Origin of the sequence: Limnohabitans sp. (genome assembly GCF_038134685.1) — a bacterium.
Classification (GTDB): Bacteria; Pseudomonadota; Gammaproteobacteria; order Burkholderiales; family Burkholderiaceae_C; genus Limnohabitans_A.
The window spans coordinates 51,511-74,553 of sequence record NZ_JAYPVP010000013.1; the positions used below are offsets into that span (position 1 = coordinate 51,511).

Sequence of the window (23,043 nt, forward strand, 5' to 3'; positions counted from 1 at the left end):
GACCTGGTCTTCATGTTCGAAGCCATGGGTGTACGCACAGGCGTCACCCTGGATGGGCTGATGGCTGCACGTGCTGTTCTCCGTGAAGGCCTGCCCAAGGCCCCCCTCTACGGCATGGTTGCCGAAGCCGGTCTTCCCAAAGATTTTTCTCCCCCTTACGCATGATGTCCAGCGATCAAACACTTCCCTACACCGGCCTTCGGGTGGTGGAATTCACCCACATGGTCATGGGGCCCACCTGTGGTCTGGTTCTGGCAGATCTCGGGGCCGAGGTCATCAAGGTCGAACCGCCTGGTGGTGACAACACACGCCGACTGCTGGGTTCGGGCGCTGGCTTTTATCCTCTTTTCAACCGCAACAAAAAGAGCCTGGTGCTGGATTTGCAGACACCGCAGGGCAAAGAAGCCGTGCTGCGCCTGATCGACACCGCCGATGTCGTCAGCGAGAACTTCAAATCAGGAACCATGCAAAAGCTCGGGCTGGACTATGAGACCCTTCGACAACGCAACCCTCGCCTGATTTACGTCAGCCACAAAGGCTTTTTACCGGGCCCCTATGACCATCGAACCGCCCTGGATGAAGTGGTGCAAATGATGGGAGGACTGGCGTACATGACAGGCCGGCCTGGGGATCCACTGCGTGCCGGTTCTTCGGTCAATGACATCATGGGTGGGTTGTTTGGTGCCATTGGTGTCATGGCGGCGCTCGCGCAAAGAGAGCGCACCGGCCTGGGCCAGCAAGTCCAAAGCGCCTTGTTTGAAAACAATGTCTTTCTGGTGGCCCAGCACATGATGCAATACGCCGTCACAGGCAAACCTGCCGCGCCCATGCCTGCGCGCATCTCCGCCTGGGGCATCTACGATGTATTCCAGGTTCAAGGGGGCGAGCAAATTTTTCTGGCCGTGGTCAGCGACACGCAGTGGTCCATTTTCTGCCGCGCGTTCTCGTTTGTGGATCTCCAGGCCGACGCACGCCTGAAGACCAACAATGACAGGGTTCGTGAGCGCGAGTGGCTGATTCCACTGCTTCGGGAGCGGCTGCAACATCACAGCCGCAATGAATTGGCCAGCATCTTCGAGCGCGAAGGCCTGCCCTTCGCACCCATTACCGCTCCTCATGAGCTGCTACAGGATCCTCACCTGCTGGCCACGGGCGGACTGGCTCCGGTGACCTTGCCCGACGGCGAGCGTGCGGGTCAAAAAGCCAGCACAGCCCTGTTGCCACTGACGCTTGATGGTGCCAGATTAGGTGTACGCCACGACCCGCCTCAACTGGGACAGGACAGCATGGCCTTGCTTACCGAGCTGGGCTATGACGCAGCAACCGCTTCACAGCTGTCCATGCCGCAGATCGGCAAAACACAACTGTGAAGGGGCAGCCTTGTTACCTCTTGGCCGGAGGCACATCCGTGCAGGAACCGTGCTGCATTACCAGTCAGACCTTACGTTTGACGAAACGCAGGGCCCATAGACCCAGATCATCCAGGTAGGTGAACACCACAGGCACCACCAGAAGGCTGAGCACGGTGCTTGTGAGCAGTCCGCCAATCACCGCTATCGCCATGGGCGAGCGGAAGCTGGCGTCGGCCGCGCCCCAGCCCACGGCAATCGGCAACATGCCCGCGCCCATGGCAATGGTGGTCATGACAATGGGACGTGCGCGTTTGTGGCACGCATCCAGCAGCGCGTCCCAGCGGCTCATCGGTGGCACAGCGGGCTGATCCCCTTGGGCTGGTTTGCCGCGCCGCGCCTCAATCGCGTATTCGACCAACAAGATGGAGTTTTTGGTGGCGATACCCATGAGCATGATGAGGCCAATGAGCGAAGGCATGGAGAAGCTCTTTTGTGCGATCAGCAGGCCCACAAACGCCCCGCCCAGGGACAGCGGCAGCGCCGCCAAAATCGTGATGGGGTGCAAGAAGCCTTTGAAGAGCAGCACCAGCACGATATAGATGCACAGCACGCCCACCAGCATGGCCAGGCCAAAGCTGGCAAAGAGTTCGCCCATGACTTCGGCGTCACCCACCTCGACAATCCTCACACCGGGCGGCAGACTTTGCAGCGCGGGCAGTTTTTGCACCGCCGCTGTCACGTCGCCCAAGGGCATGCCCGAGAGTTCAATCTCGAAGTTGATGTTGCGCTGGCGGTCATAACGGTCAATCACCGCCGGGCCGCCCGCCACCTCGATGCTGGCCACCTGGCCGAGCATGACGGGGCCACGGCTACCGGGCACCATCAGGCGCTCCAGCGTGGTCAGGTCGTGTCGGGACTCATCGCCCAACTTCACGACGATGGGCACCTGGCGCTCCGACAAATTGAGCTTGGGCAGGGCCGCGTCGTAGTCGCCCAAGGTGGCCACACGCAAGGTGTCGCTGATGGCGGCGCTGGTCACGCCCAGGTCTGCGGCTTTGGCAAAGTCGGGCCGCACCGCAATCTCGGGACGCACCAGGCTGGCGGTGGACGCAATCGAGCCTAGGCCCTCGATGGTGCGCAGGTCGTGCTCCACCGCCATGGCGGCGGTTTGCAGGGCCTGCGGGTCTTCGCCGGTGAGAACCAGCACGTATTTCTCTCCCGAGCCGCCCAAGCCGACCTTGCTGCGCACACCGGGCAGTTGCTGCAAAGCGGTGCGGATGTCGTTTTCAATCACTTGCTTGCGCGGCCGTGTGCCGCGTTCGCTCAGCTGGATGGTGAGCGTGGCCTTGCGTACCTCGGCCGCGCCACCGCCAGCAAACGGGTCGCTGCCTGCGCTGCCGCCACCAATGGTGGTGTAGACGCTTTTCACATCGTTCACGGTCATGAGCAGTGTGCGGGCGTGCTCGGCACTGGCCTGGGTTTGCGCCAAGGTCGATCCCGGTGGCAGCTCCACATAAACCTGGGTTTGCGAGTTGTCGTCCGGTGGAATGAAGCCCTTGGGTAGCAAAGGTACCAGCATGACGGAGCAGATGAAAAACAGCGTGGCCAGCACCATGGTGACCAAACGGTGCCGCATGCACCAGGTGGCCCAGACCATGTAGCGCTTGATCCAGCCGGGCTCGTGCTCGGCGGTGACGATGGGCTTCAAAATATAGGCCGCCATCATGGGCGTGAGCACCCGCGCCACCACCAGCGAGGCGAATACCGCGAGAGAAGCCGTCCAGCCAAACTGCTTGAAGAACTTGCCCGGAATACCGCTCATGAAAGCCGTGGGCAAAAACACCGCGATCAGAGTGAAGGTTGTGGCAATCACCGCCAGCCCAATTTCATCGGCCGCTTCCATGGCCGCCTGGTAAGGCGATTTGCCCATGCGCAAATGGCGCACAATGTTTTCCACCTCGACAATCGCGTCATCCACCAGCACACCGATCACCAAAGACAGCGCCAGCAAAGTCACCACGTTGATGGAAAAGCCCAAATACGCCATGCCAATAAAGGCCGGAATGACCGAGAGCGGCAGCGCCACGGCCGATACAAAGGTGGCCCGCCAGTCGCGCAAAAACAGCCACACCACCAGCACGGCCAAAATGGCGCCCTCGTAAAGCAAGACGAGTGAGCCGTCGTATTCCTCTTCCACCGGAGTCACGAAATCGAAGGATTCGGTGATCTCGATGTCCGGATTTTGCAAGCGGTATTCGGCCAGCGCCTGGCGCACCAAGCGGCCTACGGCCACCTCGCTCTCGCCCTTGCTACGCACCACCTCAAAACCGACCACGGGCACACCGTCCAAAGTCGCTGCCGAGCGGGCATCGGCCAGGGTGTCGCTCACCGTGGCCACTTGGTCCAGGCGAACACGGCCGCCTCGCGAGGTGGCCAACTCGATTTGGCCCACCTCTTGCGCCGTTTTGACCGTGGCCAGCGTGCGCACAGGCTGTTCGCCCACACCCACATCCATGCGCCCGCCCGAGCCTTCTTGCTGTACCTGCTTGAGCTGGCGCGAGACTTCGGCCGCTGTGATGCCCAGCGATTGCAAGCGGTTCACATCGAGTGCTACACGCACCTCTCGCGTCACGCCGCCCACGCGGTTGACAGCGCCCACGCCGCGCAGCGACAAAAGCTTGCGGGTGATGTCTTTGTCAACCAACCACGACAGCGCCTCGTCGTCCATGCGCGACGAGCGCACGGTGTAGGCCAGCACGGGCGAGCCAGCCAGGTTGAGCTTTTGCACCACCGGGTCACGCAGGTCACCGGGCAGGTCGGCCCGCACGCCCTGGATGGCCGAGCGCACATCGTCTACCGCCTCCTGGGTGGGCTTTTCCATGCGGAACTCAGCAGTGATCGACACCACGCCGTCTTGCACCTTGGTGGTGATGTGTTTGAGGCCCTGCAGCGGAGCCAGCGCGTTTTCCAGCTTACGAGCCACATCGGTTTCAAGCTGCGAGGGCGCCGCACCAGGCAAACTGGCGGTCACAGTGATCGTGGGCACGTCCAGATCGGGAAAGTTCTGCACCTTCATCGACCCAAAGGCAATCAGGCCCGCCACCGTCAGCAGCACAAACAGCATGACGGCCGGGATCGGGTTGCGGATCGACCAGGAAGAGACGTTGAGCATGGCGTCCCTTTATTTGGCGGCAGGAGGGGCTGGCGCGTCTACCACACGCACCGTGTCACCGTGGTTCAGGAATGCACCGCCACTGGCCACCACGCGGGCATCGGCTTTCAGGCCACTGGTCACCTCGACACGGCCTTCGCTTTGGCGACCGGTTTGCACCTTGAGCTGGCTGACTTTTTGGTCGGTGCCCACGGTGTAGACATAACTGAACCCGTCACGCACCACCACCGCGCTTTGTGGCACGGTGAGGGCCTGGCTTTGGCCCAGCGCGATCTCGCCTTGGGCGAACATGCCTGCACGGGCGCTGCCGGTTTGCGCAGGGAGGTCCACATACACCAGCGCGTTGCGGGTTTGTGCATCGACCGAGGGCGCGACCATGCGCACCTTGCCTTGCAGCTGCTGGCCACTGGCGGCTTTGATTTGCACGGGCGCACCCACTGGGATGCGGCCGATCTCGGCGGCCGTCACTTCAGCACGCCATTCAATGCGGCCTTGGCGAATCAGGCGAAACAACTCAGTGCCAGCCGCTACCACGCTGCCCACCGTTGCCTGCCGCGCCGAGATCACCCCCGCATCGGGTGCGCGCACCTGGGTTTGAGACAGGCGTAGGTTTTGTAGCTGCACTATGGCATGAGCTGACTGCACACGGGCAGAGGCAGAAGCCTCAGCGGCCAGCGTTTGGCTGAGCTGGGCGACACTGAAAAAGCCTTGTTGCTGCAAACTGCGCGCACGCTCAGCCTGAGCCTTGGCCTCATGCGCGCTAGCGGTAGCTTCGGCCAGGACAGCTTCAGCCTGCGCCAACTCAGCCCGCACCGTATCAGACTGCAAAACCACCAATACGTCCCCGCGCTTGACGCGGTCGCCCACATTGACGCGAACCTCAATGATCTTCAGACCATTAGCCTCGGCACCTATGGTGGCTTCTTGCCATGCGGCCAGATTCCCGTTGGCGCTGATTTTTTGTGCCCAGTTAACACGAGTGGGATGTGTCGTGGAAACAGTCAGAGACGGCTTGGCGGAGGTTGACGCTGATTTTTGATCTGTAGCCCACGAGAGAGGCACAGACAAAATAAGGAGCAAAGCGCCGATGCTCCGGTGGTCGTAGTTCATTTTTAGTGCGAACTGATAAAGAAGTTTAGTTTACCGATACTCGCAAAACACTGCTGACCATGACCACTATTCAGATGTCCATCGCGATTCAAGCCCCCACCGAACCGTGGACGGTCCGGGGAGTGTCAATCGCTTAGGTGTTACTTGCGAGCCGGTGGTATATCCGTACAAGACCCGTGCGCCACCTCTGCCGCCATGCCGATGCTCTCACCCAGCGTGGGGTGCGGGTGGATGGTCTTGCCGATGTCCACGGCGTCAGCGCCCATCTCGATGGCCAGCGCGATCTCGCCGATCATGTCGCCCGCGTGGGTGCCCACAATGCCGCCGCCTAGGATCTTGCCGTGGCCGTGGGCCTCGGGGCTGTCGTCGAACAGCAGCTTGGTGAAACCTTCGTCGCGGCCATTGGCAATGGCGCGGCCGCTGGCCGACCAGGGGAACAGGCCCTTCTTGACCTTGATGCCCTGGGCCTTGGCCTGCTCTTCGGTCAGGCCGACCCAGGCCACTTCGGGGTCGGTGTAGGCCACGCTGGGGATCACGCGGGCATTGAAGGCGGCGGATGCCAGCTCCTTGTTGCCCTGCAGTTCACCGGCAATCACTTCGGCCGCCACATGCGCCTCGTGTACCGCCTTGTGCGCCAGCATGGGCTGGCCCACCACGTCGCCGATGGCGAAGATGTGCGGCACGTTGGTGCGCATCTGGATGTCGACGTTGATGAAGCCGCGGTCCGTCACGGCAACGCCCGCTTTGTCGGCCGCGATCTTCTTGCCGTTGGGTGTGCGGCCCACGGCCTGCAGCACCAAGTCGTAAATGCCTTCTGACTTGGTGCCATCCAGACCTTCGAACTGCACCTTGATGCCTTCGGGCGTGGCCTGTGCGCCCACCGTTTTGGTCTTCAACATGATGTTGTCGAAGCGGCCCTTGTTCATCTTTTCCCAGACCTTGACCAGGTCGCGGTCGGCCCCCTGCATCAGGCCGTCCATCATTTCCACCACGTCCAGGCGGGCGCCCAGCGTGCTGTAGACGGTGCCCATTTCCAGGCCGATGATCCCACCGCCGACGATCAGCATCTTCTTGGGCACACCGGCCAGGGCCAGTGCGCCGGTCGAGTCCACCACACGCGGGTCATTGGGCATGAAGGGCAGGCGCACGGCTTGCGAACCCGCAGCGATGATGGCGCGCTTGAAAGCCACGACCTTCTTGCTGCCGGTCTTGTCCTGGCCAGAGCCCGTGGTTTCTTCCACCTCGATGTGGTTGGCGCCGACAAAGCTGCCGTAGCCGCGCACGATCGTGACCTTGCGCATCTTGGCCATCGCGCCGAGACCACCGGTCAGCTTGGCGATGACCTTTTCCTTGTGGCCACGCAGCTTGTCGATGCTGACCACCGGTTGGCCGAATTCGACACCCAGATCGCCCAGGTGGGCCACCTCGTCCATCACGGCCGCTACATGCAGCAGCGCCTTGGACGGGATGCAGCCCACGTTCAGGCAGACACCGCCCAGCGTGCTGTAGCGCTCGACCACCACGACCTTGAGGCCAAGGTCGGCGGCGCGGAAAGCCGCCGAATAGCCACCGGGGCCGCCGCCGAGCACGACCACGTCGCACTCGATGTCGGCCGAGCCACCGAAGCTGGCGGCGGTCGGGACTGCCACCGGGGCCGCAGGTGCAGCGGCCGGAGCAGCCGCAGGGGCCGGGGCGGCAGCTGGCGCAGCAGCGCCTTCGCTGGCTTCGAGCACCAGCACCACCGAGCCTTCTTTGACCTTGTCGCCCAGCTTGACCTTGAGTTCCTTGACCACGCCGCCGTGGCTCGACGGGATTTCCATCGAGGCCTTGTCGGATTCGACCGTGATCAGGCTTTGTTCGGGCTTGATGCTGTCGCCAGGTTTGACCAGCAACTCGATCACCGCCACTTCGTCGAAGTCGCCGATGTCGGGAACCTTGATGTCTACCAATGCCATCGTGTGCTCCTTAGAGAAGTACGCGACGGAAGTCGCTCAAGATTTGACCGAGGTAAGCGTTGAAGCGCGCCGCAGCGGCGCCGTCGATCACGCGGTGGTCCCAGGTCAGCGACAGGGGCAGCATCAGGCGCGGCACGAACTGTTTGCCATCCCACACCGGCTCCATGTTGCTCTTGCAGACGCCCAAAATGGCGACTTCAGGCGCGTTGATGATGGGCGTGAAGTAACGGCCACCGATGCCGCCCAGGCTAGAGATGGTGAAGGTCGCACCCGACATGTCGGCGGGGCCGAGCTTGCCGTCGCGGGCCTTCTTGGCCAGTTCACCCATTTCCTGGCTGATCTGCAGCACGCCTTTCTTGTCGGCGTCCTTGATCACGGGCACCACCAGGCCGTTGGGCGTGTCGGCGGCAAAACCGATGTGCCAGTACTGCTTGTAGATCAGCGCATCGCCGTCCAGCGAGCTGTTGAACTCGGGGAATTTTTTCAGCGCTGCCACACAAGCCTTGATCAGGAAAGCCAGCATGGTGACCTTGACGCCGCTCTTCTCGTTTTCCTTGTTGGTGGACACACGGAAGGCTTCGAGTTCGGTGATGTCGGCGTCGTCGTGGTTGGTGACCGCCGGGATCATGACCGCATTGCGCAGCAAGTTGGCGCCACTGATCTTCTTGATACGCGACATTTCCTTGCGCTCGACCGGGCCGAACTTGGCAAAATCGACCTTGGGCCAGGGGATCAGGCCCAACTCGGAGCCGCCACCACCGGCGCCTTGAGCAGGCGCCTTGGCCGTCTGGGCCTTGGTCTGTGTGGCGCCGCTCATCACGGACTGGGTGAACTCCTGGATGTCTTCCGAGGTGATGCGGCCCTTCTGGCCCGAACCCTTGACCTCGTCCAGCGGCACACCAAGCTCGCGGGCGAACTTGCGCACCGAAGGCGATGCATGCGGCAGGCCCACAGCGGGCGTGGCCGTGGGGTTGTGGGCGGGGGCAGCGCTGGCGGCAGCTGGTGCGGTAACAGCCGCAGGTGCAGTAGCCGTGGGGGCTGATGTCGCAGCAGGCGCAGGCATAGAGGCCGCGGCAGCCGGTGCAGCCGCAGTAGCGCCTTCCACAATCGCCAGCAGATCACCGATGTTGACGGTGTCGCCCACTTTGACCTTGAGCTCCTTGAGCACGCCTGCAGCACTCGACGGGATTTCCATCGAGGCTTTGTCGGACTCCACCGTGATCAGGCTTTGTTCGAGCTTGATGGTGTCGCCGGGCTTGACAAATACCTCAATGACGGCCACGTCCTTGAAGTCGCCAATGTCAGGGACATGCACATCAATGAGGCCTGTTGCAGCCGAAACTGCAGGGACAGCCACAGGCGCTGCTACAGGTGCCGATGCGGGAGCAGCAGCTGGCGCCGCCACAGCACCCTCGCCTTCAGCCTCGATCAGCAAGACCACTGAGCCTTCGCTGACCTTGTCGCCCAAAGCGACTTTGAGCTCTTTCACCACGCCCGCGTGGCTGGACGGGATCTCCATGGAGGCCTTGTCAGACTCCACGGTGATGAGCGATTGTTCGGCCTTCACGCTGTCGCCAGGCTTGACCAGCAACTCTATGACGGCCACTTCGTCGAAATCCCCGATGTCCGGGACTTTTACTTCTACCAGTGCCATGTTTGTCTCCGGAATTTATGCGTACAGGGGGTTCACTTTGTCCGTCTTGATGCCGTACTTCTTGATGGCATCAAGCACCTTGGCAGCGGGAATCACGCCTTCGTCGGCCAGCGATTTGAGCGCGGCGATCACGATGTAGTGGCGGTTGATCTCAAAGTGCTCGCGCAGCTTGCTGCGGAAGTCCGAGCGGCCAAAACCGTCAGTTCCAAGCACCTTGTAGCTGCGGCCCTTAGGGATGAAGGGGCGAATCTGCTCGGCATAGTTCTTCATGTAGTCGGTCGATGCCACCACTGGACCGGCATGCTTTTCCAACTGCTGGGCCACAAAGGGTACGCGTTGCGAGTCTGTCGGGTGCAGCAGGTTCCAGCGTTCGCAGTCCTGACCATCGCGGGTCAGCTCATTAAAGCTTGGGCAGCTCCACACATCGGCCTGGATACCCCAGTCGGTGGCCAGCAGGGTTTGGGCTGCAATCGACTCACGCAGGATGGTGCCCGAGCCCAGCAGCTGAACACGGTTCTTGCCCTCAGCGCCGGGCTTGCACAGGTACATGCCCTTGATGATCTGCTCCTCCGTGCCCGCGGTCAGGCCAGGCATGGCGTAGTTTTCGTTGAGCAAGGTCAGGTAATAGAAGACGTTGTCTTGCTTCTCGACCATGCGCTTGAGGCCGTGGTGCAGAATAACGCCGACTTCGTGCGCGAAGGTGGGGTCGTAAGAAATGCAGTTCGGGATGGTTCCGGCCAGGATGTGGCTGTGGCCGTCTTCGTGCTGCAAGCCTTCGCCATTCAGCGTGGTGCGGCCCGAAGTGCCACCCAGCAGGAAGCCACGCGCTTGCATGTCACCGGCCGCCCAGGCCAGATCGCCAATGCGCTGGAAGCCGAACATCGAGTAGTACACATAGAACGGCACCATGATCCGGTTGCTCGTGCTGTAGCTTGTGGCCGCAGCAATCCAGCTGGACATGCCGCCGGCTTCGTTGATGCCTTCCTGCAGGATCTGACCAGCCTTGTCTTCCTTGTAGTACATGACCTGGTCCTTGTCGACCGGGGTGTACTGCTGGCCTGCGGGGTTGTAGATACCAATCTGACGGAACAAGCCTTCCATACCAAAGGTGCGCGCCTCATCCACCAGAATCGGCACCACACGCGGGCCCAGGGCCTGGTCGCGCAGCAACTGGGTCAGGAAACGCACATAGGCTTGCGTGGTCGAGATTTCACGGCCTTCGGCGGTTGGCTCCATGACCGACTTGAACGTCTCCAGCGAAGGCACGGTGAAGCTCTCATCGGCCTTGGTGCGGCGGTGCGGCAAGTAGCCGCCCAGCGCTTTGCGGCGCTCGTGCAGGTACTTCATTTCCGGAGTGTCGTCGGCGGGCTTGTAGAACGGAATCTTGGGCAACTCGCTGTCCGGAATCGGGATATTGAAGCGGTCGCGGAAGTACTTGATGTCTTCGTCGGTCAGCTTCTTGGTCTGGTGCACGGTGTTCTTGCCCTCGCCGGCTTTGCCCATGCCAAAACCCTTGACGGTCTTGATCAGCAACACGGTGGGCTGGCCCTTGTGGTTCACGGCTTCCTGGTAAGCGGCATACACCTTTTGCGGGTCGTGGCCACCGCGGCGCAGGTTCCAGATGTCATCGTCGCTCATGTGGGCGACCATCTCCAGCACCTTGGGGTCGCGGCCAAAGAAATGCTTGCGCACATAGGCGCCGTCGTTGGCCTTGAAGGCCTGGTAGTCGCCGTCGAGCGTGTCCATCATGATCTTGCGCAGCGCACCATCCTTGTCACGCGCCAAGAGCGGGTCCCAGTTGGAGCCCCACAGACACTTGATGACGTTCCAGCCCGAGCCACGGAACTCGCCTTCCAGCTCTTGAATGATCTTGCCATTGCCGCGCACCGGGCCATCCAGACGCTGCAGGTTGCAGTTGACCACAAAGATCAGGTTGTCCAGGTTTTCACGTGCTGCCAAACCAATGGCGCCCAGCGATTCGACTTCGTCCATCTCGCCGTCGCCGCAGAACACCCAGACCTTGCGGTTCTCGGTGTTGGCGATGCCTCGCGCGTGCAGGTACTTGAGGAAACGCGCCTGGTAGATGGCCATCAGCGGGCCCAGGCCCATGGACACCGTGGGAAACTGCCAGAACTCCGGCATCAGCTTGGGGTGCGGGTAGCTGGACAAGCCTTTGCCGTCCACTTCCTGGCGGAAGTTGAGCAACTGCTCTTCGGTCAAACGGCCTTCCAGGAAAGCGCGGGCATACACGCCAGGCGCAACGTGGCCCTGGATGTAGAGGCAGTCACCACCGTGGTTTTCGCTTTCGGCGTGCCAGAAGTGGTTGAAGCCGGCACCAAACATGTGAGCCAGGGAAGCAAAGGAGCCGATGTGGCCACCCAGATCGCCACCATCTTCAGGGTTATGGCGGTTGGCCTTGACCACCATGGCCATGGCGTTCCAGCGCATGTAGGCGCGCAAGCGCTCTTCGATTTCAATGTTGCCGGGGCAGCGGGCTTCCTGCTGGGGCTCGATGGTGTTCACATAGCCGGTGTTGGCCGAAAACGGCATGTCGATGCTGTTTTCCCGGGCATGTTCAAGCAGTTGTTCAAGCAGGAAGTGGGCGCGTTCACCGCCCTCCTTCTCGATCACGGCGGACAGTGCGTCCATCCATTCACGGGTTTCCTGACGGTCGAGATCGTGTCCCGGCTGGTTCGGAGTGGCGGCTGACATAGGTGTCTCCTTGTTTGTGCCTGTTTATGAATTTCCGTAGTGTGTCACATTTTTTTCCAATTTTCAAATAGCGCAGTTGCATTTCTCATTATGAAATATATGAGCGAATCTGAATGTAACTTTGCGCACCTGGCCTAAAAGGAGGGAGACAAGCAAAAGCCCTAAACTCAAGCCATGTCCATGCAAGCCAAGACGAAAACGACCAATTCCGCCAGCCCTTGGTCCTGGTGGAAGCAATGGTGGAACCAGCAATCCCCTGTCCGGCAAGACAGATTCGCCAACCTCGCGCCCTTGGCAGCTGTGGCACTGTTTCTGGCAGCCATCATGATTTCGTTCTGGTACCTGCGCAATGAGGAAATACGCAGGGAGGAAGAAAGCATCAAGCGAGATGTGGAATACGCGCAACAGCGTATTCGCTTGCGCATGCTTGAGCGACAAGAGCAACTTACGCAATTGGCCAACAATTTGTCAGCCAACTCGATCGCGACAGCGCAATTCAAGGATAAAACACAGCAGCTGATCGACCTCTATCCTGAATTGCTGAGCCTGACCTGGATAGATGCCAACCGTCGGATCATGGCTTCACAAAACACGTACAGCTTCATGCCCAGTACGATTTATCTGCCGGGCAGCAGCCTGGACATCAGCGAGATCGACAACCACTTCAGCCTGGTCCAGGAATTCCAGCAGCCGATATACGCCATGGTGCGTACAAGGCCAAACTTGCAAAACAGCAGGCCTACCCTGCAACTTTTGACCCCCATCATCGACAAAAAGAAGCGCTTTCATGGCGTTGTTTTGACAGAGTACGCCCTGGACAGCCTGCTGCGTAACAGCGTGCCGCCGGACATCCTGACTTCGTACGCCGTGTCATTTCAAGATGAACACCGTCGCATTCTTGCGGGACAAAGCATCCCCGAAAGAGAAGATCTGGCGGAACAGCTGCCATTTATCAGTCGCAGACCTCACAGCCAAAGCGTGACGGTTCCGCCTGTTGGCAACAGTCTGGTTCTTCAAATGCAGGTATGGCGCACTTCGCAGGGTTTGATCGGGAGCGCTCTGTTTTGGCTTGTTGGCGCCCTCAGTGTCATGACCTCCTGGATGCTGATTGGCAACTGGCGACACACCCGCAGGCGGCTGCAAGCTCAAAACGCCCTGATGGCTGAAACCAATTTCCGCCGGGCCATGGAAAACTCCATGCTCACTGGCATGCGTGCTTTGGACCTGAAAGGTCGCATCACCTACGTCAACCCGGCTTTTTGTCAAATGACAGGTTGGTCCGAGGCTGAGCTGGTCAATGCTGTGGCACCTTTTCCTTACTGGCCCGAAGAAGACATTGAACAACTCACCAAACGGCTGGAAGAAGAAATCAGTGGCAAACACACCGCGGGTGGGTTTCAGGTTCGCGTCAAGCGAAAAGACGGCAGTCGCTTTGATGCACGCATGTATGTCTCCCCGCTGATCGACCCCTCCGGACGTCAAACCGGCTGGATGACGTCGATGACCGATATCACCGAGCCAAACAGGATTCGTGATCAGCTGGCGGGCTCTTACGAGCGCTTCACCATTGTGCTGGAAGCCTTGGATGCTTCTGTATCTGTGACACCTCTCGGTAGCAAAGAGCTCCTGTTTGCAAACAAGCTCTATCGACAGTGGTTCGGTGCAGACAGCAGCGGACACCTGCGTCTGGTCGCTCAGGCGGGAGCCTACGAAAACACGGTCACCGGCGCCGATGACGCGGACGATATGGCTGGCCTGCCCTCCGATGAATTGACCTCCGCACAATCGGGCAATTCTGAAATTTATGTCGCTGAACTGGACAAATGGCTGGAGGTGCGCTCTCGATACATCAACTGGGCCGACGGACGTTTGGCCCAGATGGTGATCGCCACCGACATCACCCAGCGCCGCCGAGCTGAAGCACTTGCTGCCCAGCAAGCGGATCGGGCGCAAACCGCCAGCCGACTGATCACCATGGGCGAGATGGCCTCCAGCGTCGCGCACGAACTTAATCAGCCACTGGCTGCCATCAGCAATTACTGCAACGGCATGATCTCTCGCATCAAGCGGCAACAGATCGAAGAAAAAGACCTGCTTGGCGCGCTGGAAAAAACCGCTCACCAGGCGCAACGTGCTGGCCAGGTCATCCATCGCATCCGAAGCTTTGTCAAGCGAAGCGAGCCTAACCGAAGCATCTCGGATGTGGGTCACATTGTCAGCGAAGCCCTGGAGCTGGCCGAGATTGAACTGCGCCGCCGCAATGTGCGCCTCTCGCATTACATTGCCGCACGATTGCCGAGTTTGAACGTAGACCCGATCCTGATCGAACAGGTGCTGATCAATCTGATGAAAAACTCCGCTGAAGCCATCGACAACGCCCAGCGTACGCCTGACAAACGCCATGTGGAGCTGCGCGTTGTTCCCCGCCAGGTCGGGGAGCAGCAGGTCATTGAATTTTCCGTCACAGACACGGGCAAGGGACTTCCTCCAGAGGCCATAGACAAGGTTTACGAAGCCTTTTTCTCCACCAAGGCCGAAGGCATGGGCATTGGCCTGAACCTGTGCCGCTCCATCGTGGAATCGCACCAGGGAAGGATCGAGGCCCAGAACCTCTACAATGCTGGGGAAATCACGGGTTGCCGTTTCTCGTTTTGGTTGCCTGTCCCGGGCACGCACTGACAATAGAACATTGCAAAGGTCGAATTGATGAGTCTGATTCCGAAAAAAGGTACGGTCTATGTGGTCGATGACGACGAAGCCGTGCGCGATTCGCTGCAATGGCTGCTCGAAGGTCAGGATTACCGCGTTCGCTGCTTTGAATCAGCGGAGGTGTTCCTCAGCCGCTACGACCCCCGCGAAGTGGCTTGTCTGATTGCCGACATCCGCATGGGTGGCATGACCGGTCTCGAACTGCAGGACAAGCTCATTGAGCGCAAATCACCCTTGCCTATCGTGTTCATCACAGGCCATGGTGATGTGCCCATGGCTGTGAACACCATGAAAAAAGGCGCTTTGGACTTCATCCAGAAGCCCTTCAATGAACCCGAGTTGCTGAACCTGATCGAGCGCATGCTTGACCATGCGCGCGAATCCTTTGCAGAACACCAGAGCGCAGCCAGCCGCGATGCCCTGCTTTCAAAGCTGACTGGCCGCGAGTCCCAAGTGCTTGAGCGCATCGTCGCGGGCCGCCTGAACAAGCAAATCGCCGATGACCTGGGCATCAGCATCAAGACCGTGGAAGCGCATCGTGCCAACATCATGGAAAAGCTGGGAGCCAACACCGTGGCCGATCTGCTCAAGATTGCCCTTGGGCAAAACGCACCCAAGGCCTGACCCCCTTAACCCTAGTCAAAACGCCCGTCCCTGTCGGGCGTTTTGCATTTCAAGACCTTAAAACTTTTACGAGCCGCTTATGACCGCCCAACTGATTGATGGCAATGCCCTGTCCAAACAACTGCGCACCGAAGTCGCCAACCGCGCCCAAGCCCTCAAAGCGAAGGGCATCACCCCTGGCCTGGCCGTGGTGCTGGTGGGCGACAACCCGGCCAGCCAGGTTTATGTGCGCAACAAGGTCAAGGCCTGCGAAGACAGCGGCCTGCATTCCGTGCTCGAAAAATACGATGCCGACATGAGCGAAACCGCACTGCTGGCCCGCGTGCAAGCGCTCAACAACGACCCGGCCATCCACGGCATCCTGGTGCAGTTGCCCCTGCCGGAACACATTGACGCCCAGAAAGTGATCGAAGCGATCAGCCCGGCCAAGGATGTGGACGGTTTCCACATCGCCAGTGCAGGCGCCTTGATGACCGGCATGCCCGGCTTTTGGCCTTGCACGCCTTACGGCTGCATGAAGATGCTGGAATCCATTGGCTACGACCTCAAAGGCAAGCACGCCGTGGTGATCGGCCGCAGCAACATCGTGGGCAAACCCATGGCGCTCATGCTGCTGCAAAAAGACGCCACCGTGACCATCTGCCACTCGCGCACGAAAGACCTGAAAGCCCAGACCCTGCAGGCCGACGTGATCGTGGCCGCCGTGGGCAAACGCAACGTACTGACCGCCGACATGGTCAAGCCCGGTGCGGTGGTGCTGGACGTGGGTATGAACCGCAATGACGAAGGCAAGCTCTGCGGCGATGTGGACTATGCAGGCGTCAAGGAAGTTGCCGGCCACATCACCCCGGTGCCCGGTGGCGTTGGCCCGATGACCATCACCATGCTGCTGGTCAACACCCTTGAAGCGGCAGAACGCGTCACCAGATAAGTGCCATGAACAATCCCTTGCTCGACACCGCCGGCCTGCCGCTGTTTGACCGCATTGCGCCCGAACATGTGGCTCCTGCCATGGACGTGCTGTTGGCCGAGGCCGACGCCGCCCTCACCCGCGTCACTGCAGACGACTTCCCGGCCAGCTGGACCGGCATCGCCCAAGTGCTGGACGTCGCCACCGAACGCCTGGGCCGCGCCTGGGGGGCTGTGAGCCACCTCAACAGCGTGGCCGACACGCCCGAGCTGCGCGCCGCCTACAACGCCGCCCTACCCCGCGTGACCGAGTTCTGGACGCGCCTGGGCAGTAACGAACAGCTTTACGCCAAATACAAGGCCATCGCACCCGCCAGCCTGAACGCCGAACAACGCCAGGCCCACAGTAATGCGCTGCGCGGCTTTGTGCTGGGCGGTGCCGAACTGCAAGGTGCAGCCAAGGAACGCTACGCCGCCATTCAGGAGCGCCAGGCCGAGGTCTCGCAAAAATTCAGCGAAAACACCCTGGACGCCACCGACAGCTTTGCTCTGTACGTGGCCCCTGCCGAGCTGGACGGCGTGCCGCAGGACGTGATCTACGCCGCCTGCGCCGCTGCCGACAAGGATGGCCACACCGGGCAAGCCAAACTCACCCTCAAGCTGCCAAGCTACCTGCCCGTCATGCAGTTTGCGCACAGCAGCGCGCTACGCGAACGTCTGTACCGGGCCTACACCACCCGCGCCTCTGACCAGGCCGAGGGCGATGCCAAAAAATACGACAACACCGCCCTGATGAGCGAGATCCTCGCCCTGCGCCATGAAGAAGCGCAGCTGCTGGGCTACGCCAACTTTGCCCAGGTCTCGGTGGTTCCCAAGATGGCCGAGTCACCCGAAAAGGTCATCACCTTCCTGCGTGACCTGGCCGCCAAAGCCAAACCCTTTGCCGAAAAAGACATGGCCGACCTGCGCGAATTCGCACGCAAGGAACTGGGTCTGAGCGGCCCACTCAACGCCTGGGACATCCCCTACCTGAGCGAAAAGCTCAAGGAAGCGCGCTACAGCTTCAGCGAGCAGGAGGTCAAAACCTACTTCACCGCGCCCAAAGTGCTGGCCGGGCTGTTCAAAATCATCGAAACCTTGTTCGAGGTCAACATCCGCAAGGACGAAGCGCCCGTCTGGCATCCTGCCGTGGAGTTCTACCGCATCGAACGCAACGGCCAACTGGTGGGCCAGTTTTATCTGGACCCGCCGGCCCGCGCTGGCAAGCGCGGTGGCGCCTGGATGGACGATGTGGTCGGTCGCTGGCTGCGCCCGGACACGGGCCAGCTGCAAACCCCGGTCGCCCACCTGGTGTGCAACTTCGCCGAAGGTGTGAACGGCAAGCCGCCGCTGCTCACCCACGACGACGTGATCACCCTCTTCCACGAATTCGGCCATGGCCTGCACCACATGCTCACTCAGGTGAATGAGCGCGACGTGTCGGGCATCAGCGGCGTCGAATGGGACGCGGTGGAGCTGCCCAGCCAGTTCATGGAAAACTTCTGCTGGGAATGGTCGGTGCTGCAACACATGACCGCGCATGTGGACACGGGCGAGCCGCTGCCACGTGCCTTGTTCGACAAGATGCTGGCCGCCAAGAACTTCCAGAGCGGTCTGCAGACCCTGCGCCAGATCGAATTCGCCCTCTTTGACATGCGATTGCACGCCGAGCACGACCCGGCGCTGGACTTCATGCCCCTGCTGCACGAAGTGCGTGCCGAAGTCGCGGTGCTGCAGCCGCCCAGCTTCAACCGCATGGCCCACACCTTTGGCCACATCTTCTCGGGTGGCTATGCCGCAGGCTATTACAGCTACAAATGGGCCGAGGTGCTGAGCGCCGACGCCTACGCCGCTTTTGAGGAAACTGCTACAAACGGCCAGCCCAGCATCGAGACAGGCCGCCGCTACCGCAAGGAAATTTTGGAAGCCGGTGGCAGCCGCCCCGCGCTGGAATCCTTCAAGGCCTTCCGAGGGCGCGAGCCCAGCCTGGACGCCTTGCTGCGCCACCAAGGCATGGCCTGAACCGCCTGCCGAAAAAAACAAAACCCCGGTAACTCGTTGAATTACCGGGGTTTTTATCCTACCGAATGTGGTAGGCGCGATTGGACTCGAACCAACGACCCCCACCATGTCAAGGTGGTGCTCTAACCAGCTGAGCTACGCGCCTGTAAGACTGCTATTGTAGCAGCAAAATCAACGTCTTCTGGCGTTGCGAACGCCTTTGATGGTTTTGACGCTGCCGAGCACCTTCGCCAGCTTGGCCGAGTCGCTCAGCTCCACAGTGAATGTCATCCAGGCCATGCCTTTGACGCTTTGGGTCTGAACGCCAATCACGTTCATTTTCTCCTTTGCAAACACTTCCGAGATGTCGCGCAGCAGGCCTTGGCGGTCCACCGCTTCGATGGCCACATCCACGGGGTAGACCGCATCGGCCGCTGTACGTTCACCCCAGCGCACATCGATCACCCGCTCGGGCGTGCGTGCCGAGAGTTCACGAAAATTGCTGCAGTCCTGACGGTGAATGCTGACACCCTTGCCACGTGTCACAAAGCCGCTGATCGCATCGGGTGGCGCGGGCTTGCAGCAGCGCGCCAGCTGCGTGAGCAGCGAGTCCACCCCCACCACCAGCACGCCTGACGCCGTTTTGCGCGAAGCGGATGCCCCTTTGGCGTTAGCCCTGGCGGCAATGATGTCGTCTGCTTGTAGCGTGCTCGCTGGTGGATTCAGCAAAGTTTCGATGTTGCGCAGTGAAAACTCGTCCTTGCCCACCACTTCAAACAGGCCATCGGCCGACTTGAAGCCTAGCTGGCTGGCCAGATCTTCAAGCTTAAAAGATGTTCTCCCCTCTCTTTGCAGCAGCTTTTCGACCGCCTCGCGACCTTTGGCAATGTGCTCTGCGCTGATTTGCGCGTTGAACCATGAGCGAACTTTGGCCCGCGAGCGATTGCTGACGATGTAACCCAGCTCGGGGTTGAGCCAGTCGCGAGAAGGCCCGCCCTCCTTGATGGCCACAATCTCCACCGTTTGCCCGTTGGCCAGCGGCGTGTTGAGCGGGACCATGGCACCATCCACCTTGGCGCCCCGGCAGCGGTGCCCCAGGTTGGTGTGCAACATGTAGGCAAAGTCCACCGGCGTGGCGCCTTGCGGCAGCTCGATGATGGCGGCGTCTGGCGTCAGCACATAAATGCGGTCATCGAACAAAGCCTTGTCACTGACCGCCCCCGAAAGGTCGCGCTCCCAGGCCAAGAGCTGACGCAGCACGGCGATCTTGGCGTCGTAGGCACTCGTGGCACTCACGCCGGCATAGCCCTTGGTGCCCGCCTCTTTGTAGGCCCAGTGGGCGGCCACGCCGTTTTCGGCGTGTTCGTGCATCTCACGGGTGCGAATCTGGATTTCGATGGGCTTGCCATCGGCATCACGCACCACAGTATGCAGGCTTTGGTAACCATTGGATTTGGGCTTGGCGATGTAGTCGTCAAACTCTTCGACGATGGGTGTAAAGTGCTCATGCACCCAGCTCAACACCTGGTAGCAATCGGGCACCTGAGGCACCACCACGCGCAGGGCGCGCACATCAAACACGCGGTCAAAGGGCAAGTCCTTGCCACGCATCTTCTTGACGATGCTGTAAATGTGTTTCGGCCGCCCCTGCACCTGAGCAGCAATGCCTTGCGCGGACAACTCGGTTTGCAGACGCTGGCTCAAGCTGGCCATATAGGCTTCGCGCTCGACGCGTTTTTCATCCAGAAGCCGGGCAATGTCTCTATAGGTCTTTGGCTCCAGGAAACGGAAAGACAGATCCTCCATCTCCCACTTGATTTGCCAGATGCCCAGGCGGTTGGCCAGCGGCGCAAACACTTGCAAGGATTCGCGGGCCAACGCTGGCGGCACAGGCAACTTGGTCGCCGCAAAATGGCGCAAGGTTTGCAGGCGCGATGCCAAACGCAGCATGACCACACGCAAGTCGCGGCTGAATGCCAGCAGCATCTTGCGCACGTTTTCGGTTTGCAGCTTGGGGTTGTCCGACAGCTGGGCACTGGCCTCTGCCGCACGCGACAGACGCTGCAGGTGCACCAGCTGGTTGGTTTGCATGGCCAGGTGCGCCAGGTTCTCGCCAAAGGCTTTGCCAATCACCTCTTCGGGCTTGTTCAGGTGCGGGCAGGCATACACCAGGTAGGCGGCGGCTTGCATCTCTTGCGAGCCCCCAATCAGGGCCAGCACATGGGCCACAGCCTGGGCGTGTTGCCAAATGTTCTCACCCGTGTCGAGGGCTTCGCATTCAATCAGGGGCTGTGCAAACCGGCTGGCACGCTCGAGCACATCGGCAGCCTCATGCCCGCCAGAAGTGGCACGAACCACCTGCGGAACCACAGAGGCCAAGGTTTCAGAAGGACTGACCATGCTCAACCCAGCAAAAAGTCGGACACCACATGGATGTGACCAGGCTCGGTCAAGGTGGGCGCATGGCCCACATGCGGCCATTGCACCAAGCGCGCACGGGGACCGCGCTCGGTCATGGCTTGCGCGGTTTCCTGTGTGAGCAGGTCGGAGTCTTGGCCACGAATGAGCAAGACTTGCGCACGAATCTGGTCGTACAAGGCCCACATGACAGGCTCTGCTGCCAGGGCCGCTTCCTCGGTAAGTGCTTGCAAGGGCTGACCAATGGCTCTGTCGTAATGCAGCGTGAGACCCCCCTCGGGCGCAGGGCGAACCATGTGCGAGCACTGCTCCAGCCAAATGTCGTCGGGCACTGCGCCAAAACCAGCAAACAGCAGGCGAAGCACCTGCGAGACCTGTTGCAGGTCGGTGTAGGTGCCGTATTGGCCCACGTACTGTTTCATGCGTGCCAGGGAGCTCCAGGTGATCGCTGGCCCCACATCATTGATGACAAAGCGGCGCACCGGAGCGGGCAACGGCAACTCGGGCTGCCCCACAATGACCATGCCGATCAAGCCACCCATGCTGGTACCGACCCAGTCCAGCGTTGAAATGGGATGTGCCGCATGCAGCGTCTGCAGCAGCACCATCATGTCTGCTGCGTATTGCGGCACTTGGTAAAGGCTGGCGTTGGGCAACCATTCGCTTTTGCCTCGTCCAGCCACGTCCGGACAAATGACCTGCACCTTGCCCTGCCCGGCCTGCACCAAGGCGGCAGCCAGACGGTCAAAATCGCGGCCCTGGCGGGTCAGGCCGTGCACCGCCACCACCACGTGCGGGGCCTGGGCATCACCCCAGCGCCAGTAGGCCATGCGGTGCTCGCCCTCCGGGTGAGGGCAAGTGACGAACTGCAACTGGGGAGCAGTCTTCTCAAAAGTGTTCATAACATTGCGAAACACAGTCTGCGCCGCCGTCAGGGCCGGATCCATCACAGCTGTGATAATGGTTTATCTTTACTCCATCCTAAATCATTCGCGCAGGAGAAATCATGCTCAAAGGAAAAACAGCACTGGTCACTGGCTCTACAAGCGGTATCGGCCTGGGCATTGCCAAAGCTCTAGCGGCTCAAGGTGCCAACATCGTGCTCAACGGTTTTGGTGATGCCGAAGGCCCCAAGGCCGAAATCGCAGCCCTGGGCGTCAAGGTCGCCTACCACGGTGCAGACATGAGCAAGGTCTCAGACATTGAAGACATGATGCAGTTTGCCGCCAGCACCTTTGGCCGTGTGGACATTTTGGTGAACAACGCAGGCATCCAGCATGTCGCGCGTATTGAAGAGTTTCCGGTTGATCGTTGGGATGCCATCATCGCCATCAACCTCTCCAGCGCTTTCCACGCGACTCGCCTGGCGCTGCCAAGCATGCAGCAAGTCAACTGGGGCCGCATCATCAACGTCGCCTCGGTGCACGGTCTGGTGGCCTCGGCGGCCAAATCGGCCTATGTGGCTGCCAAGCACGGCGTGGTCGGCCTGACCAAGGTGACTGCCCTGGAAAACGCCACCAGCGGCGTGACCTGCAACGCCATCTGTCCGGGCTGGGTGCTCACCCCACTCGTTCAAAAACAGGTCGATGCCAAAGCCCAGGCCATGGGCGTGTCCCACGAAGAAGCCAAAAACCTGCTGCTGGGCGAGAAAGAGCCCTCCATGCAGTTCACCACGCCCGAAGAGCTGGGTGCATTGGCCGTGTTCTTCTGCTCGCCCGCAGCCGACAACGTGCGTGGCGTGGCCTGGAACATGGACGGCGGCTGGACGGCCCAATAAGAGGCCAAGCTGCATGGGAGGACCTATGGCCACAGAAGGCAAACGACTCGACAAGATCGTCATCGTTGACGATGACGCCCGCATTCGGGACCTGTTGCGCCGCTTTTTGGCGCAAGAGGGTTATGACGTGCTGCTGGCAGAAGACGCCCGCGCACTGCAGCGCATCACCCAGCGTGAAACCGTGGACCTGCTGGTCCTGGATGTGATGCTGCCCGGCGAGGACGGCTTGAGCATTTGCCGCCGCCTGCGACAGGCTGGCGACAAAACACCCATCATCATGCTCACCGCCAAAGGCGAAGATGTCGACCGCATTCTGGGTCTGGAAATTGGCGCGGACGATTATTTGGGCAAACCCTTCAACCCGCGCGAATTGCTGGCTCGCATCCATGCCGTCTTGCGACGTCGTCCGGTCATCGAGGCACCAGGTGCGCCCACTGCCGAGCAGGAAGTCATGCGCTTTGGGGAATTCAGCTTCGATCTGGCGGCCCGTCAACTGTCCCGCAATGGCCAGGAAATTCCGCTGACCACTGGTGAATTTGCGATGCTCAAGGCCTTGGTGCGTCATCCGCGCCAGTCACTCAGCCGAGACAAACTGGCTCAACTGGCCCGTG

General features: G+C 60.6%; 14 protein-coding genes, 1 tRNA gene and 1 pseudogene. 8 read left to right on the plus strand and 8 right to left on the minus strand.

Translation table 11 applies throughout. The annotated features are described in order from the left end of the window. Both AAFM15_RS07405 and AAFM15_RS07410 read left to right on the plus strand, forming a co-directional pair. Positions 1 to 165 (plus strand): annotated as a pseudogene (locus tag AAFM15_RS07405) (hydroxymethylglutaryl-CoA lyase); the annotation flags it as partial. Then, positions 165 to 1,370 (plus strand): CoA transferase, encoded by a 1,206-nt coding sequence (locus AAFM15_RS07410; RefSeq protein WP_341686066.1) that lies wholly within the window; start codon positions 165 to 167, stop codon positions 1,368 to 1,370. The pseudogene AAFM15_RS07405 and the gene AAFM15_RS07410, both read left to right, overlap by 1 nt. 64 nt (positions 1,371 to 1,434) lie before the next feature. On the opposite strand, the gene AAFM15_RS07415 is transcribed toward AAFM15_RS07410, so the two are convergent. The 5 genes from AAFM15_RS07415 to aceE form a co-directional block, all read right to left on the minus strand. Then, positions 1,435 to 4,524, minus strand: a complete 3,090-nt coding sequence (locus tag AAFM15_RS07415; RefSeq protein ID WP_341686067.1) for an efflux RND transporter permease subunit — start codon at positions 4,522 to 4,524, stop codon at positions 1,435 to 1,437. A 9-nt stretch (positions 4,525 to 4,533) separates the two neighbouring features. Further along, positions 4,534 to 5,634, minus strand: a complete 1,101-nt coding sequence (locus AAFM15_RS07420; protein ID WP_341686068.1) for an efflux RND transporter periplasmic adaptor subunit — start codon at positions 5,632 to 5,634, stop codon at positions 4,534 to 4,536. 140 nt (positions 5,635 to 5,774) lie between these two features. Then, positions 5,775 to 7,589: a dihydrolipoyl dehydrogenase gene (lpdA, locus tag AAFM15_RS07425; RefSeq protein ID WP_341686069.1), complete on the minus strand. Its 1,815-nt coding sequence runs from the start codon at positions 7,587 to 7,589 to the stop codon at positions 5,775 to 5,777. A gap of 10 nt (positions 7,590 to 7,599) precedes the next feature. After that, positions 7,600 to 9,243 (minus strand): dihydrolipoyllysine-residue acetyltransferase, encoded by a 1,644-nt coding sequence (gene aceF, locus AAFM15_RS07430; protein ID WP_341686070.1) that lies wholly within the window; start codon positions 9,241 to 9,243, stop codon positions 7,600 to 7,602. Positions 9,244 to 9,258: 15 nt separating this feature from the next. Then, on the minus strand, positions 9,259 to 11,955 hold the full coding sequence (gene aceE / locus AAFM15_RS07435; protein ID WP_341686071.1) for a pyruvate dehydrogenase (acetyl-transferring), homodimeric type: 2,697 nt from the start codon (positions 11,953 to 11,955) through the stop codon (positions 9,259 to 9,261). Between the two features lie 174 nt (positions 11,956 to 12,129). Between aceE and AAFM15_RS07440 the strand changes: the two genes are divergently transcribed. The 4 genes from AAFM15_RS07440 to AAFM15_RS07455 all read left to right on the plus strand — a co-directional run bounded on the left by AAFM15_RS07440 (position 12,130) and on the right by AAFM15_RS07455 (position 18,258). Continuing rightward, positions 12,130 to 14,634 carry a PAS domain S-box protein gene (locus tag AAFM15_RS07440; RefSeq protein WP_341686072.1) on the plus strand — a complete coding sequence of 835 codons (2,505 nt, stop codon included), beginning with the start codon at positions 12,130 to 12,132 and terminating at the stop codon, positions 14,632 to 14,634. Positions 14,635 to 14,661: 27 nt separating this feature from the next. Beyond that, complete coding sequence (locus tag AAFM15_RS07445; protein ID WP_341686073.1) at positions 14,662 to 15,288, plus strand: response regulator transcription factor; 627 nt, start codon at positions 14,662 to 14,664, stop codon at positions 15,286 to 15,288. A gap of 79 nt (positions 15,289 to 15,367) precedes the next feature. After that, on the plus strand, positions 15,368 to 16,219 hold the full coding sequence (gene folD / locus AAFM15_RS07450; RefSeq protein ID WP_341686074.1) for a bifunctional methylenetetrahydrofolate dehydrogenase/methenyltetrahydrofolate cyclohydrolase FolD: 852 nt from the start codon (positions 15,368 to 15,370) through the stop codon (positions 16,217 to 16,219). Between the two features lie 5 nt (positions 16,220 to 16,224). Beyond that, complete coding sequence (locus AAFM15_RS07455; protein ID WP_341686076.1) at positions 16,225 to 18,258, plus strand: M3 family metallopeptidase; 2,034 nt, start codon at positions 16,225 to 16,227, stop codon at positions 18,256 to 18,258. Between the two features lie 68 nt (positions 18,259 to 18,326). Here AAFM15_RS07455 and AAFM15_RS07460 read toward each other — a convergent pair. The 3 genes from AAFM15_RS07460 to AAFM15_RS07470 all read right to left on the minus strand — a co-directional run bounded on the left by AAFM15_RS07460 (position 18,327) and on the right by AAFM15_RS07470 (position 21,557). Beyond that, positions 18,327 to 18,403: transfer RNA gene (locus AAFM15_RS07460), tRNA-Val, on the minus strand. A 26-nt stretch (positions 18,404 to 18,429) separates the two neighbouring features. Further along, positions 18,430 to 20,637: a bifunctional (p)ppGpp synthetase/guanosine-3',5'-bis(diphosphate) 3'-pyrophosphohydrolase gene (locus AAFM15_RS07465; RefSeq protein ID WP_341686077.1), complete on the minus strand. Its 2,208-nt coding sequence runs from the start codon at positions 20,635 to 20,637 to the stop codon at positions 18,430 to 18,432. Between the two features lie 2 nt (positions 20,638 to 20,639). Further along, positions 20,640 to 21,557: an alpha/beta hydrolase gene (locus AAFM15_RS07470; protein ID WP_341686079.1), complete on the minus strand. Its 918-nt coding sequence runs from the start codon at positions 21,555 to 21,557 to the stop codon at positions 20,640 to 20,642. A gap of 104 nt (positions 21,558 to 21,661) precedes the next feature. Between AAFM15_RS07470 and AAFM15_RS07475 the strand changes: the two genes are divergently transcribed. Continuing rightward, positions 21,662 to 22,432, plus strand: coding sequence for a 3-hydroxybutyrate dehydrogenase (locus AAFM15_RS07475; RefSeq protein WP_341686080.1), 771 nt, complete (start codon positions 21,662 to 21,664; stop codon positions 22,430 to 22,432). Positions 22,433 to 22,457: 25 nt separating this feature from the next. Then, positions 22,458 to 23,043: response regulator (locus AAFM15_RS07480; RefSeq protein ID WP_341686081.1), on the plus strand; the 586-nt coding region annotated here is incomplete at its 3' end.